At 59.1% G+C, this 13,637-nt stretch carries 15 protein-coding genes; 8 read left to right on the plus strand and 7 right to left on the minus strand.

Annotated features, from left to right (window positions below):
• Positions 1-340: 340 nt before the first annotated feature.
• Positions 341-670 (minus strand): hypothetical protein, encoded by a 330-nt coding sequence (locus U1700_RS13065; protein WP_332753121.1) that lies wholly within the window; start codon positions 668-670, stop codon positions 341-343.
• Positions 671-935: 265 nt separating this feature from the next.
• Here U1700_RS13065 and U1700_RS13070 point away from each other — a divergent pair, with 265 nt between their 5' ends.
• A complete protein-coding gene (locus U1700_RS13070) occupies positions 936-1,478 on the plus strand; it encodes a DUF4337 domain-containing protein (RefSeq protein WP_332753122.1) in 543 nt (180 codons plus the stop codon).
• A gap of 36 nt (positions 1,479-1,514) precedes the next feature.
• Here the strand turns inward: U1700_RS13070 and U1700_RS13075 are convergent, their stop codons facing one another.
• The 3 genes from U1700_RS13075 to U1700_RS13085 form a co-directional block, all read right to left on the minus strand.
• Positions 1,515-1,652, minus strand: a complete 138-nt coding sequence (locus tag U1700_RS13075) for a hypothetical protein (protein WP_332753123.1) — start codon at positions 1,650-1,652, stop codon at positions 1,515-1,517.
• A gap of 125 nt (positions 1,653-1,777) precedes the next feature.
• Complete coding sequence (locus U1700_RS13080; RefSeq protein WP_332753124.1) at positions 1,778-3,226, minus strand: ArnT family glycosyltransferase; 1,449 nt, start codon at positions 3,224-3,226, stop codon at positions 1,778-1,780.
• The gene (locus U1700_RS13085) at positions 3,223-4,431 is read right to left on the minus strand and encodes a glycosyltransferase (protein ID WP_332753125.1); all 1,209 of its coding nucleotides are present in this window, start codon (positions 4,429-4,431) and stop codon (positions 3,223-3,225) included. Before U1700_RS13085 ends, U1700_RS13080 begins: the two co-directional genes overlap by 4 nt.
• Positions 4,432-5,214: 783 nt before the next feature.
• Between U1700_RS13085 and U1700_RS13090 the strand changes: the two genes are divergently transcribed.
• Complete coding sequence (locus tag U1700_RS13090; RefSeq protein ID WP_332753126.1) at positions 5,215-6,246, plus strand: DUF2268 domain-containing putative Zn-dependent protease; 1,032 nt, start codon at positions 5,215-5,217, stop codon at positions 6,244-6,246.
• A gap of 81 nt (positions 6,247-6,327) precedes the next feature.
• On the opposite strand, the gene U1700_RS13095 is transcribed toward U1700_RS13090, so the two are convergent.
• Complete coding sequence (locus tag U1700_RS13095) at positions 6,328-6,888, minus strand: hypothetical protein (protein WP_332753127.1); 561 nt, start codon at positions 6,886-6,888, stop codon at positions 6,328-6,330.
• On the opposite strand from U1700_RS13095, the gene U1700_RS13100 reads away from it, so the two are divergent.
• A complete protein-coding gene (locus U1700_RS13100; protein ID WP_332753128.1) occupies positions 6,887-7,021 on the plus strand; it encodes a hypothetical protein in 135 nt (44 codons plus the stop codon). The two genes, U1700_RS13095 and U1700_RS13100, sit on opposite strands and share 2 nt — an antisense overlap.
• Before the next feature lie 339 nt (positions 7,022-7,360).
• Entirely contained in the window at positions 7,361-7,711 is a 351-nt protein-coding gene (locus tag U1700_RS13105; RefSeq protein WP_332753129.1) for a hypothetical protein, read from the plus strand.
• A gap of 58 nt (positions 7,712-7,769) precedes the next feature.
• On the opposite strand, the gene U1700_RS13110 is transcribed toward U1700_RS13105, so the two are convergent.
• The gene (locus tag U1700_RS13110; RefSeq protein WP_332753130.1) at positions 7,770-8,681 is read right to left on the minus strand and encodes an IS1595 family transposase; all 912 of its coding nucleotides are present in this window, start codon (positions 8,679-8,681) and stop codon (positions 7,770-7,772) included.
• Positions 8,682-8,964: 283 nt separating this feature from the next.
• Here U1700_RS13110 and U1700_RS13115 point away from each other — a divergent pair, with 283 nt between their 5' ends.
• On the plus strand, positions 8,965-9,594 hold the full coding sequence (locus tag U1700_RS13115) for a protocatechuate 3,4-dioxygenase (protein ID WP_332753131.1): 630 nt from the start codon (positions 8,965-8,967) through the stop codon (positions 9,592-9,594).
• 256 nt (positions 9,595-9,850) lie between these two features.
• Here U1700_RS13115 and U1700_RS13120 read toward each other — a convergent pair whose 3' ends face one another.
• A complete protein-coding gene (locus U1700_RS13120) occupies positions 9,851-10,621 on the minus strand; it encodes a hypothetical protein (protein WP_332753132.1) in 771 nt (256 codons plus the stop codon).
• A gap of 407 nt (positions 10,622-11,028) precedes the next feature.
• Between U1700_RS13120 and U1700_RS13125 the strand changes: the two genes are divergently transcribed.
• The 3 genes from U1700_RS13125 to U1700_RS13135 all read left to right on the plus strand — a co-directional run bounded on the left by U1700_RS13125 (position 11,029) and on the right by U1700_RS13135 (position 13,476).
• Positions 11,029-11,469 (plus strand): hypothetical protein, encoded by a 441-nt coding sequence (locus U1700_RS13125; protein ID WP_332753133.1) that lies wholly within the window; start codon positions 11,029-11,031, stop codon positions 11,467-11,469.
• A gap of 456 nt (positions 11,470-11,925) precedes the next feature.
• Positions 11,926-12,933 carry a hypothetical protein gene (locus tag U1700_RS13130; RefSeq protein WP_332753134.1) on the plus strand — a complete coding sequence of 336 codons (1,008 nt, stop codon included), beginning with the start codon at positions 11,926-11,928 and terminating at the stop codon, positions 12,931-12,933.
• A 30-nt stretch (positions 12,934-12,963) separates the two neighbouring features.
• Complete coding sequence (locus U1700_RS13135) at positions 12,964-13,476, plus strand: MucR family transcriptional regulator (RefSeq protein ID WP_332753135.1); 513 nt, start codon at positions 12,964-12,966, stop codon at positions 13,474-13,476.
• Positions 13,477-13,637: the final 161 nt, after the last annotated feature.

Genomic DNA, 13,637 nt, shown 5'->3' on the forward strand with positions numbered 1-13,637 from the left:
GCCAAGCAACCGAACGTATTCAAAGCAATTCGATCCGCGTATAGAGTTGATCGGCGCGAAAAGCCTTTGCCGAAACTTATAGTCATCGCACCCGTGAAAAACACTAAAGCCGCTGCGGCGAACTGCTGGTAGTCCGACACAGAGTCGCCCCCTAACTGGTATTATCGCGCAACGGAAAAACCTGAACTGCCGTTTAAGGTGAGTAGCGCAAGCTTAGCCTGGGTTACCGAATGTGGCCGATTCAAGCGATGACTATCGCTTGATCAGTAGCGGCTTCGTTCCGGCGGGCTTTTGTCCTTATCGTCCCTATTGCCACGGTGACTGGTATGGAGTGACATTCTTACTTTTTCCCGGACCGGGTGTTTATGGTGTGTCCGATCATCATCAACGATCGCTGCGTCAGTTGAACCCGCTTTGCGCAGTCGTTCATGAGCGCGCCCGCATCATTCTGCTTGATCAAGGCACTAGGCGCTACAAGCTGAGCCTTGATTTGGGCCGGGGATAATCGCGCATCAATTCGCCCGAGGAAGAAAAATGCGCTGGCCACGGCGAGCTGCTTTTTCTGAGGGTCTTTCTCGGTAGCAGCGAAAAATTTGCTCGTGGTGAGGCAACGAACATCATTGTCGGGGCCTTGAGCGCTGGCAGGTGCCGTCCAGATCAAGACACTCATTGCGGCAACAAGGGTCAGTCGGCGAAACATTGATGACCTTTCATGCGGTTCGTGGTCCCTCTAGTACAACGAATGGTTCCGCCGAGCCAACCTTTACACCATGAACGCCACCGTGGACGAGCTATGGCGCATGTTTGATTCGTTCGACGGCGGCCGGGAGAACTTGCCGCCGTTCATAGATGTATCCCCGGCAAGCCAACACCGGCCCAAGCGCTGCCAGACTTTAAGATTCGTAAGTGAAGTTGCACCCGGCTAAGTCGGACACATGGATCTTGAGCTCAGTGCCGAAGCGAAGGACAAAAGGCTGAATCGCCTCGTTGCGATCACGGTCGTGGTCTTGTCGGTTGCGGCGGGGCTGGGCAATATCAAGGACGGCAACATCGTTCAAAACATGAGCCAAGCCCAAGCCAAGTCTCTGGATCGATGGAACGAATATCAGGCAACTCGCACCAAGCTTCACATTGTTGAAACAGCGCTAGCAGGTTTAGCCGCAGGCAAAGGCACCGAAGTGCTAACGCAATTTAAAGCGGAAGCTGCCAAATACCGAGCCGAGAGCCCAAGACTGGCAGCGGAGGCCGAGCAGTTCTCCGCTCAATACGACGCGTTAAATGTCCACGATGACCAGTTCGACGCGGCCGAAGCGTCCCTTACGACTGCCGTCTCGATTGCGGCAGTCGCTGCACTCGCTGAGAGCTGGATACCGCTCTTCGCGGCTTGGGGATTTGGATTATTTGGTCTCTTTCTCACGGCCGCTGGCTTCATGGGCTGGGCCTTCCATCCGGACTTTCTAAGTAGCCTGCTGGGTTAGCTTCCGCGGACAAAAGGCGCATCGAGGCTTCCCGCCTTACGCCGCGATCGGAATGACAATTAAGGCCTTCGGCCGGTCGTTGCCGCTGCGGCCATCATCAACGCGGCCAGCGGCAGCTCGGTACACATAAGCACAGCGAATTCCGGGCCTGATTCCGCCAGAGAAACTGGTCATTTTCGCTCTCCTCGGTTCGCTACCAGCCATGACCTTCATATGTTGAGATTATTTCGCCGCCGCCGCTCCTGTAGCAGTGATTAAGATGAAATCGCTGTTCGTCCGCTTGCTGAACTCAAGCGGCGTCAATCGCTCCGTCGATAAACCAGCCGCCGTCGATTGCCGGTCCGCATCGCGAACACGAGGCGGTAGTCGCGCGCCAACAGCTGCTCCATGATCGCATAGGTCTTGTGGTTGACGCGCTCGAACGGCGGGTCGTCCATGGTCACTTTTTCGGGATGCAGCGCCATGATGCGCCGTACCTCGCCGGCGGGATCGACGCCGAGCGCTGCGGCGCTGCCCTCATTGGTCATGTTGAGATGGCCGGGAAAGACGAAGCGCGACAGCAGGCAGCTGTGGGTCAGTCGATAGAGCGCAGGATAGCCGTCGTAGACGAACAGGCACCCGTGCGTCGGGGTGGCCGCCCGCGCGATCCGCGCCGCCTCCGGCGCCCGGCCTTTTAGCTCCTGGAGCGAGACGAGAACGAACTGCGCGATGACGAACGCGATGGAAAGGTTGAGCCATACTGCCTTGCGCTGCGCGCCGGGCTTTCCGAGGCGCGGGGCCGCGGCGAGGACCGCGGGGACGAGCACGGGCATGGCATATTGCGGTGTCGAGAAGCTACGCATCACGAGCATCCCGGCGATCGCCGCGGCGAACCACTGGAGCACGAAGCGGCGGCTCGATTCCTGGGCGTCGTTCCTAGATGGCGGGGCGCAGGCCGCGCAGGCGAGCAGCGGCGTGAGGATGACGACGATGGTCAGGAGGCCGACGATGCCGGTCATTGGCGGATCGGGGAGCTTGCCCCACATCGACACGAAATTGGCAAACAGAAAAATATTGCCGTAGCCCGCCGCAGCGTAAGCAAGATAGGCGGCGAGTGTCGGCGCCAGCGCCATAGCGGACCAGCATGACGCCATGGCTGCCACCCGGGCAGGGCCAACTTCCGATCGCCATGCCGTCCACAGCAGCAGGCAGGCGAAAAAAATACCTTCGAACAAAGCGGTATATTTGATCTGGATCGCGACGCCGACGAGTAGCATTGGCAGCAGGCCCGAGCGGAGGGTTAAAACGCACCGGCGCACCGCCCGCTCGATGAGCATCGCCGCGGCGATAATCGGCAAGTTAAAGAAGACCGGCGCCTGCCCGCCTTCGCCTTCCATAAAATTGAGCCAGATGAGGTAGGCGCAAGCCGCGGCGATTGCGCCGAAACGGGTCGTTAGCCGGGTGGCGAAACGCCAGACTAACAGCGCCGTCGCCCAAGCGACGAGTAGGGCGACGAGCTGATATTGCAACGTGCCTTCGCCGCCGATCAGCCGGATCGCGCCATAGATCAGGAAGAGGCCTATCGGTTTCCGGTCGAAGATATCGACGAACGGGATCGCGCCGTGGATCATGCGGTCGCCGACGAGCAGGTAGAATTGTTCGTCGTAGCCGATGACCGGATTGCCGAAGGTTTGCGCCCGCGCCGCGACGGCGAGTAGCAGTAACAGCAAAGGGACTATCAGCGACCAGCGCCGGCTGTCATGCGTCAAACGGAACCAGCCTGATCCGGTAAGGCACCATTGGCTTGCACGCCCAGGCTATGGTCGAGGATGGCATCGCGGCGTTCGATGGAAACGGCATGGGCGAGAACCAGCGAGCTGCGGCGCCGAACCTTGTGGAAAACGTCCGCGTAGGCGACCGCGCCGGCTTCGATGGTGTAAAGTTCTGCGTCGAACGGGGCGGCCGGGGCGGCACCCGGCGCTTGCGCCAGGATGGCCGCAGCGAAGGCAGCGACATCACCGCGGGCGACTAGCGTGCCGCCGCGATAATCGTCGACGAGGGCACGAACGCCAACGCCGCAGTCGGTCGCGACGACGGGCATGCCGCAGGTCATCCCCTCAACCAGCGTCGCGGGTATCCCTTCGAAGTGCGAGGTCATCAGCAGGGCGTCCTGCCCGATCAGGCAGGCGGAGGAATGGGCGACGTGGCCGGCGAAGGTGACGTTCGCCACGATCCCGAGCTGACCCGCGAGCCGCTCGAGTCCCGAGCGGTTTTCCCCGTCACCGTAGATGGTTAGCTGGTCGTCGGGAGCGGCGCCGGTCGCGAAAGCCCGCAGCAGCAGGTCATAGTTTTTCTGCGGCACAAGTCGGCCGAGGGCAACGAAGCGGCGCCCGCCCGGGCCGCCGTTGCGCGGTCGCCAGTAGCGCAGGCACTCGACTTGGCGCAGGGTCAGCGCGGGGTCGGGAATGACCACGATCGGGGTCGACGGGTGCAGGCGGGCGACTTCGCTGCGCATGGCCGGGTGCATCACCACCCAGATGTCGACGAAGCAGGACTGTAGCCAGCCCCAGGCCGTGAACAGCAAGTGCAAAGCCTTGCCCTGTCCCGGCCTCGTCAATTCGTTACTGACCTTGGCGACAACCGGCGGGCAGCGACGGCCGAGCAGTAGCTTCATCGCGATAACGACGATGGTGTAAGTGTTGCCGGCGCAGAACAGCACGTCGGGATCGCTCGCCAAGATGGCGTCGGGCAGGGTCCAGATCATCCACAGCGTTTCGAGCGCTGCGGTCCAGCGCCGCCGCGCCGGGACGTCATAGGCGAGGTCGCCGGCGAGTTCCGAGCGCAGTGCACCGTCGCGGCGGCCCATGAACAGCGGCGCATCGATGCCCAAGTCGCGCCACTGCCGGACCAGCCGGAGGGCTACCCGCTCGACGCCACCAGGCTCGAAACTATGGAGGAATGTCAGGACTCGCAAGCGACCCATCTTTTGCTATGGCTCAAGCGAACTTCTGCCCTTCAGAGGAAGCAGTAAAATTTCTAAAAATGAAAGCAGCTAATGGTGTCACGCTGATTCCATTAACGAAACGAGCGTTAGCCGTCGACTAGCTCGCCTGTCGCTGCGCGCCGGGCCCGTAAAATTTAACCGACGTTGCCAATTGCCGCCTGCCTACCGATTCGGCACAAGGGCCGGGGCGGATGCTGACGGCCGGAGGCGCCGCCGCGCGGGCGTATGCTCCCGACGCTATGGCCCAGTTGATTCCGCCACCATCCCATCGACCGGCTGAACGACTATCATATGGAAGGTGCCGGACAGGGCCTTGCGCCGCTTAGCGGTGTCGCTCGGGCCGTAGCTCGCAATGGCCATCACGTTCATCATGGGCAAGCTACTCCACGCCAGCGCTTAATGCATCGGCCCTGCGGGAGCGCGCCAGTGTGGTTTGCTTTCCGGGCGTCGTGATTGCAAAAGGAATGGCGGGAACCGGGGCCGAAGTCGACCGCGGGTTAATCGGCTCACGACCCGGCTAAGCAGACCTTTGGCTGCTTCTGAGACAGTGACAGCTTTCTAAAATTGTGACCGGAAAGCCGATTGTCGGTTCCCGGCCCAAATCATATCATTTTTTCGCGATCAAGCGAAAACCGACCGCTTTCGGGGCGCACTCGACGCGCATGGAAGGACTACGTTTGAGTGGAAAGCGGTCCGGGAGCATGAGTCTTAAAGGCTCGGTCGATGTGCTGGCGTCTCGTGTGTTGCTATGGCATGGCGCAACTGATGCGCATTCTCACGCTGCTTAGTCTCGTCTCGGCAGCCCTCGCCCCGGCGTCCGCGCGAATGCCTACCCAGTCGCAAGGGCCACCCTTTCATTCGCTCACCAGCGAATTCACCCGCTTCTACGACGAAACCGTGGCGATGCCCGAGGACCAGCGGGTCAAGCTGTTTGAGAGGCGTTTCGACGTGCTTTTCCCTGGCTTTTACGAACCGATGGACGGACAGACGCAGGAGCAGTTCGACCAAACGGTCGAGGCTGCGATCAAAGGCTTTGGCGAAGTTCGCCCGAAGTATAGGCGGGCCCAGCGCGAATTCCCGGCCGTCTATGCTGCCGGAATTGTGCATTTTCACCGAACTTTCCCAGACTTCCGCATGACGATGCCGGTGTGGTTAGTCCATTCGCTTGGGCGGATGGATGGCGGCACCCGGAATATCCGTGGTGTTAACACACTGATCTTCGGGGCGGACGTCATCGCGCACTATCACAATGGCCGCGACATCGGGCCATTTCTCGATCATGAGATGTTTCATGTCGAGAACAGCCGCTGGTTCCCAGACTGCGAGCCGGACATGACGGTCTGGTGTGCGCTATGGCAGGAGGGACTAGCAACCTACGTCTCAGGCACGATGAATAAGACGCACGACGATGCAATGCTGATGCTTACAACGCCAGGGCCGATACGGCCGGCAGTGGATCACGACTGGATGGGCGCACTTTGTTTGCTCAAGGACGATCTCGCGAGGTCTGACCGGCCGACGTATGCGATGTATTTTACAGGCGGAGGAAGCAAGCATCCCTATCCGGCGCGATTCGGCTATTATCTCGGCTACCGCGTGATGGAGCGGCTGGGCAAGCGCTACTCGCTCGCCCAGCTTGATCACATGGACCATGCTAGAGCGCTCGCAGTATTGATGCCCGAAATCGATGCAATGGTGGAGGAAGCCGGCGGCTGCAACTCTCGTGATCGATGGCAATTATATACTTTACTTAGCAGGATGTTTTGGATTACATCTCACCCTTGACAGGCCGGCATTCTACCGATGCCCTCATTGATGAGGTTACGGCCGCTATGTTGGATGCGGCGGCAGAGGCGTTTTATGCCGCTACGCTGGATGGCTGGGAGGAGGACCCGCTTCCCATTTTGAAAGCGGTTGTTTGCGCAGCGCTTGCGCAACGTCGCGGATCTGCATTGCGTGTTCCAGCGCCCACCGCGTTGAGTGGACAAGGTAGTCGCGATGCAGAGTAAGCGTTGTAGTCTGGGAGGGTGGCCCGGCGGTTGCCTTTGACGGGCCAAACAGGAACCGAACTTCATCGCCCGGCACTACGCCAAAGTAGTGCATATGACAGACGACGTTGCGGGGCTTTACGGCCGGTTCGTATTGTCGCTCCATCTGGCTCATCAGTGTCGCGAGATCGGAAAGCCCCGCATGGTTAGCGAGGGTTTTAGCCCTTCCAATCCGGGTTTTTATGTTCATGCTTCCAATCAGGATGCGGGCGTTGCGAGGGGGCATTTCAAATAGGTCCGACATGAAGAAAGTAAGGCCAGAATCCAGACTTGCCCAAGCAAGGATCAAATCTGTTATGAGCCTTTCGAAGCCCTCCGGGCGTGCGAACGCGACCCTTCCAGGGTCGCCATCTGTGAAACTGGGAACAGGCAAGTCCATGACCGATGATCCTAAAACGGAAGCTTACACGGAAGCCGAGGCGGCAAAGCGCGCCGCCGCGACCTTAAAGGTAATGCTGGCGACCCCTCACAAGCCGCACAAGACCAAAGGGCCTGGCAACCTGAAGAAGTGACGGTTAGCAATGGGGGATGGCAAGCACTCCCTCGACTCTAAACGCTCTTGCGGCTTACGTATCATCGACGAAACTGACGGACGCTCAAAAGGCAGAAATCGCGGCGCTGCTCTTCTCCAAGCTGGGCAGCCGATCCTGCGAAATGTGCGCCCAGCTAAGCTGGGCCATTGGCGATAATATCGTTCAGCCGGTTCCACTTCAAATCAACCGGCTCTCTAAGGCCTACGGACAGGACTTTTTAACGACGTATCCGAGTGTACATTTGGTCTGCACAAATTGCGGGAATACTAAATTCTTCCTTCTTGCGCAGCTCGGCTACAACCCCTTCGGGGCGGGTTCATGAACGACGACGCGGAAAAAGCGTTCGGCAAAGACCTCGCCCCCGGTGGGGCGACCCTTGAACCAATTTATCATCAGGGAAAACAGGGTGTGGTTGGAGTTCCAGTCATGGAAATTAAGGACGCAACCTCATCGGCTTTTGAGGAGCGGATGCTATCCGTCGTCGGGACATTCTTCGCCTCCGGTGCCTTTTGGCTCGGGGTAGATAAGCTAATTAGTGAGGGGCCTGCCAATCCAGTGTTCCTAGTGTGTCTGATATCAATGGTTTGCGGAGGGGTTGTGGCGTGGACGGGCTATCGCCAGTCAGCTCGGCGGGTGAATCGCCTAGAGCGGTATTGTCCAGAGGTCTAAGTTTTACCAGGTCCAGCGCTTTCGGCGCTCGCCGATCTGATCGAGCAGCGGAGCAATCTTAGGCGGCGAGCTTATCAATCCGCCGATAAGTGAGGCGCTTACCTTCCATGCCCTTCAGAATGACGCTGGCGCGCTCGCCATCGGTCATTGTGCGGGTGTTGTAGCGAAGATCAAACTCACGGCAGTAGCGGCCCAAGTGAGCCTCGCTCATGTGGTGATAGGTGCCGATCACGCCGCGCTTGAAGATCGAAAAGAAGTTTTCGGCGGTGTTGGAGTGAGTGAAGCCGCCCATACGGACATATTCGTTAGCCGAGTGAACGACGGTTGAGTGACCGGCGAACTCACGGCCTACGCGGGTATAGACCATGCTCTCGTCGGTCATGAGGTGCGAAGCGCGGTCAACGTTAGTGACGATCAGGCCGCGAAGCTGCTTGGCGGTGACGTTGGCAACATGGAACGAACGGACTTGGCCTTCGCGCTCAACAAGGGCAACGACGGCCTTCTTGGGGTTGGGTGCGCGATAGGCGCGATTGCGGGCCTTGCCGCCCACGAACGTCTCGTCGGCTTCCACGACCTTGTTACCGCCGCCCAGGGGGCTGTTGCCGGTGGCGCCGTCCATAGCTTCACGGATGCGATGGCAAAGGAACCACGCTGTTTTGTAGGTGACGCCAAGCATACGCTCCATCTGCTTCGCGCTCATGCCCTTCTTCGAAGCGGCCATGAGGTGCGTGGCGAGGAGCCACTTGTGAAGCGGAACGTGCGAACGCTCCATGACGGTGCCAGTGCGGACGGTGAACTTGTCGCGGCAGTCATTGCAGAGGAACATCCCCGCTTGCGTCTTGCCGCCCATGCGAAGGGTGCGGGTCGATCCACAGTGGGGGCAAGAAGGCTCACCGTCCGGCCAGCGCGACGCTTCGATATGGGCCAGTGCCTTGGCTTCGTCGTGAAAGATGGGGTCGGTGATATTCATGGCTGGCTTCCCTCTTGGAAAGCCTATGCCGCAAGTCCGTTGCTAAGTAAAGTATATAATTGCCTGATCGATGACACCGTGCGCCTGCCGGTCGCCGAAGGTTAGCTGTCTAAAAGAACGACTACAATTGGGGTGGCAGCAGACCATCCACACCTAGCATCCGACGAACTGGCCGCAAAGCATGAATTGGGTGGAAGGCGGACATTCGAAGTTCATTTGCTTCGACACCACTACTCGATATTCTCCGCATGCACTCGACCAATTTGAATGGAGGAGAGGCGCCATGCTGGATCGCCGGACCGTAGTTTTTGGGCTTACTGCTGCGACCATGGCGGCTCGCGCAAGAGGTGCGGCTACGCGCCACGTCACGCCGCAAGAAATGCTCGGGCCGTTCTACCCTGAACATCCCCTCGCCGATCATGACTTCGACCTCACGCGCATCCACGGCCATCGCGACCGTGCGCAGGGCGAAGTAATCGAGATAATCGGTCGCGTCTTCCGCCCGAACGGAACGCTGGTTCGAAATGCCGCCATTGAGGTTTGGCAAGCTAATGCGGCAGGCAAGTATCGGCATCCGAACGACGTCAATCCGGCTCCGCTGGATCCAGACTTCCAAGGCTATGCGCGATTGGTGAGCGGAGGAAACGGAGCATTCCGGGTGCTGACAGTAAAACCCGGCTCATATCCCGCTCCTATTGGTACACGCACCCCGCACGTTCATTTTGAGATTCATAGCCAGGAGTTCAGGCTTGCCACGCAAATGTACTTTCCTAGCGAACCGCTGAATGCAACCGACCCTTTGCTTTCGACGATGACCGCGCGCCATCTGAATTCGGCCCTCGTAATGGCCAACGAAGAAAGCGGATCCTCGGGACTGAGGCGATTTCGTTGGGATGTGGTGCTGATGTCGTGAGGTTGGGCGGATAAAAGGACCGTGGTGGAAAGCAGATAGGCGCTGAGTGTCCGCATTTGGGTCGGTAGCCGACAAACAGCTTGCAGCGTCCGTGTCGTCACCGAGATCGGCAAGAATTGGGTGGAAAGCTGACTGTCCGCTTTTCGATTGAGATGATCTCAAGCAGTCAAAAGCAACGCGACGGGCTGCTTTCAAAATTCCACCGACAAAAAAGATCGGATTGCTCAGCCAGCGGAGTAGCTGACTTTAGCGCCTGTTACTTCTGTACCGAGGGCAGCAGCAACATTGAGACCGGGCCCGGTATGCCATCGCCGCTGCTGCAGGCAATCGCCTTTACGTGCGGTCCGGCGCCAGGCCCAGCCGCCGCCATCCGGTCGGCCTCGCTCGTATTGACGAAGTGAAAGTCCTGCATCGACACTTTGTCCGGGATCGGCGGCGGCGGCGGATTGAAGATAGTCACGCTCTTGCCAGGATTGATGCGGCAAGCGATTACTCCGCCTGTTATCCCCCCCATAATCGCTGGCGTGGCACGTGCATCTGGGCCACCCGCGCCTTTGCTTTTGATGGCGTGCGCGCAGACTTGCGGCGACAACTGCGACTCGTCAACGCTTGACCGATTGCCCGACCCCATGCCCTTGGTGTTGATTGCGTGCGCGGTCACTGTCGGCGGTCCGCCATTGGACGACGGGCTCGAAGTCACCCGCAGGGTTACGTCGACAATCCTGCCTTTGCCGGGGGCAAGGTCCCAATTGCCCCGTCCGCGATCGGCACTCATGCCGCCCTTAGAGGGCATTGAGCCGGCATTTGATGCACCAAAACTGTAATCAAGACTCGACACACCGCCCTCGCTCGATATCGAGCACGCCATTTTTGACGCAAAAACCGCATTGGGCACGACTGGCTCACGCTGGGTCTGAGCCAGCGCGGAAAAGGGCAGGACGACCGTGGCAACCAGAGCAATCAGCTGTTTCGACATCATCGTCTCCCGCTCGACGTCGCAACCTTCGTCTATCACAAAATAGCACATGATACTGTCGGATCAAAACGCTATCGTATCGATCGTCGTGACCGTGATCTGTGCTGAAGCCATTCACCTCGATAAGAGGTTGTAGTGTAGTATCGCGAAGGTGACGGCTTTGACTTCCCCCGCCGCTACGGCCTCATGGCTGGCAGGTTTGCGCGCGGTATTCTTCACGCCCTGGTGAGCTGGACGCGAGCGCTCGCGCTCTGTTGGAGTACTGAGCCGCCCGGCGGATGCAAGCCTGGAAGATCGTCGCAACACCGGAATGCTACCGTGGCTGTATTCGAGGCGAGTGCTCCACTCGGGCGCAAAGAAAAGAACGCACGCATGAACGGGAAATAACGACCGCGTTCAGCCGTCATGCACGGCGTCGGGTTCAAGCCCTTCCTTCGTATCGGCGAAAGGATCGATTGATGAGCATCAAGTCCACCTTACTGTTGTGCGGTGCCGTGGCTCTTGCCGCCTTGATGCCGTCTGCTGCGTCAGCGCGTGGCACGTTCTCGATCTCAATTGGATCGGGTTATGGCAATGGCTATTCCGGCTACGGCTATCCTGGCTACGGGTATGGCAATTCCTACGGTTATGGCGGTTACGGATATTCCCAGTACGGGCGCCACGAAGAGGAACACGACGGCATCGACGATGAACATGGTGATGCCCATGATCAAATCGAGGAAGAGCATTCCGAAGCTCATGAGCAAGGGCTGGAACCATGGCAGCACGCTCAGGTTCATCGCCAGCTGCGGTATCAGCACAATTACACCCATGATCAGCTCGAGCGGCAGCATGAGTACCAGCACCAACTTGACGAGTGGCGCCGCCAGTCGCAGAGCTATGGTTACTACGGATACTGATATTGTCTGATTGGATGCCGCTCGGCCTAAGGGCTCAGCGGCATTCCAACCTCAGTAGCTTAGAATTTATCATGTCAGCGACGCGTTTTGCCGCTGGGCCAGTCCTAGCTCACTTTTGGCGACTGGAGCAGATTAAGCGCATTTCCCGGCTGGTTGGCACTTTCCCATCAGCCAGCAAAGGGGGGCCGCAACGATCAAAGAAAATCAGAGCGAACCGACGGCTCTTCCCGGGGAACGGCGGCTGTCAAAGGTCCAAGGCCAGAAGCGGATCGACGGCTATCGGCCCAGAGGTCGCCGCACCCATGCCGGCGCCGTCCCGGTACCTAGGCCACTCGGGAGCGCAAACAGCGGTCTCCCAGCCTGATCGCTTTTGCCTTTGGCACTTATCCACAACGGAGGAACTTTCTTTTCGGATCGTGACTGAATAGGAAGTCACAAGTCTTGAGGGGGAATGGCATGCCAAACAGGTTTAAATTCAGTGCGTTTTTGTTCGCGCTGGCGCTTTCCACGGCGTGTCCGCTGATGGCCCAGGACGCCGCTTTGAAGGTGCACAGTGCCGAAGCGGTTAAGGGCGTGCAAACAGTCACCGTCGGAGCCTTCAACGTTGGCTTCATCTTCGAGTCTATGGACCGCGGTAAACAAAACGGCGGAATGATCGGTGCCTTTGGCGGAGCAACGGACGCCAAGAGCATCCTTGTCGGGGTAACGCCCGTCATGATGCAGGCGATTACGGACGCGGCCTACGCTGACTTCAAGGCACAGCTCGGCGCTCGTGGTTTCCGAGTGGCCGAGGCAGCCTCGCTCTTCGCCAGTCCAGACTTTGGCCGTGTGAAGCAGATGGTGGCGCCCTACGAAGCGGGCGTGCGGCTCGATAAGCGAAGCACGGGTAAGGCAAGCTACTACAAGCCGAATGCCCTCCCTTCGCAGTTCATGCTCCCCGGAGACATCGTATCAAGCGGCATGAGCGGGATGGGCCTGACGATGGCAACGGGCACCAACCAGTACGGGGTGAGCCAGTTCGCTAAGACATCGGGCCAAGGTGTAATCGACGTCACCTACCTCATCGACTTCTCTCAGTTGAAGCGGCCCGGCGCGTTCAGCTTTGGTGGCTTGCAGGTTAATTCAGGGATCGCAGTGGTCGACGACTATTCGAAGCTCACTATGGTCGCTCCCACCGGTAAGGTAGCAACGATCACGATCAATCAGCCGGTTGTGGTCGAAGGCGATTTCGCGGCCAAGCAAGACACGACGAAGGGCGCTGGGATCCAGAAGGCGGCGAACATCGCGAGCGGCGTGATGGGCGGGCTTGGTCGGCTCGGCGGCTTCGGTGGCTTTGGGGGAATGAAGTTTGGAAACTCGAAGACCTTCACGTTCACCGCGCGGCCAGATTATCAGGCTGGAGCAACGAAGGCCGCAACGCTCGCCAATACTCGCTTGCTCGATCAACTCGCGGCACTGCGCTAATTCAGCACCGGCTGAACCAGGAGAACCACCTTGGCCGACGAAGAAACTTCCACGACGCCAGTCGAGCTCGCGACTGAACTGACAATCGCATGGCTCGGCAATCCCAACACCCGAGCTACCGGTGATGATGTGCCCGCTTTTCTTAGGGCGATGTACGACGCAGTGCGCGGTCTAGACAGCTCGGTGCAGCCGGGTGCTCCCGAAGAGCCTACAGCGGACTACACGCCGGCCACTACGGCCCGCCGATCGCTGTCCTCTGCCGATCACATCATCTCGATGATCGACGGCAAGCCCTATAAAACACTGCGGCGGCACCTCTCGACCCACGGCCTGACCCCTGCGCAGTATCGTGAGCGCTACAAGCTGAAGCCGGACTATCCGATGGTCGCGCCAAGCTACTCAGAGGTTCGTCGCTCAATGGCGAAAAAGATCGGCCTGGGTCAAAAGGGTAGGCCGAGCCGCACCTTGCCGGCTACCGAAGTTGCACCGGTCAAGGCAGCTACTCGTCGGGGTCGGAAGGCCAAGTCGCCAAACGCAGATTGACTTAGCATTGCAAGAGGACGTTCCATCACGCACTCCCGTTCGCAAGAGGCCAGCCCGGGAGGGACATGGCGTCAGTAAAGGGAAGCAACTTGTCGCGACCCCGATCATGGAATTTGAGATCGCAGCCGAAATTTAGTCCAATGGCCGCCTGACCGATTCTA

The organism is Sphingomonas sp. RB1R13 (assembly GCF_036663775.1).
In the GTDB taxonomy this organism is placed as follows: domain Bacteria; phylum Pseudomonadota; class Alphaproteobacteria; order Sphingomonadales; family Sphingomonadaceae; genus Sphingomicrobium.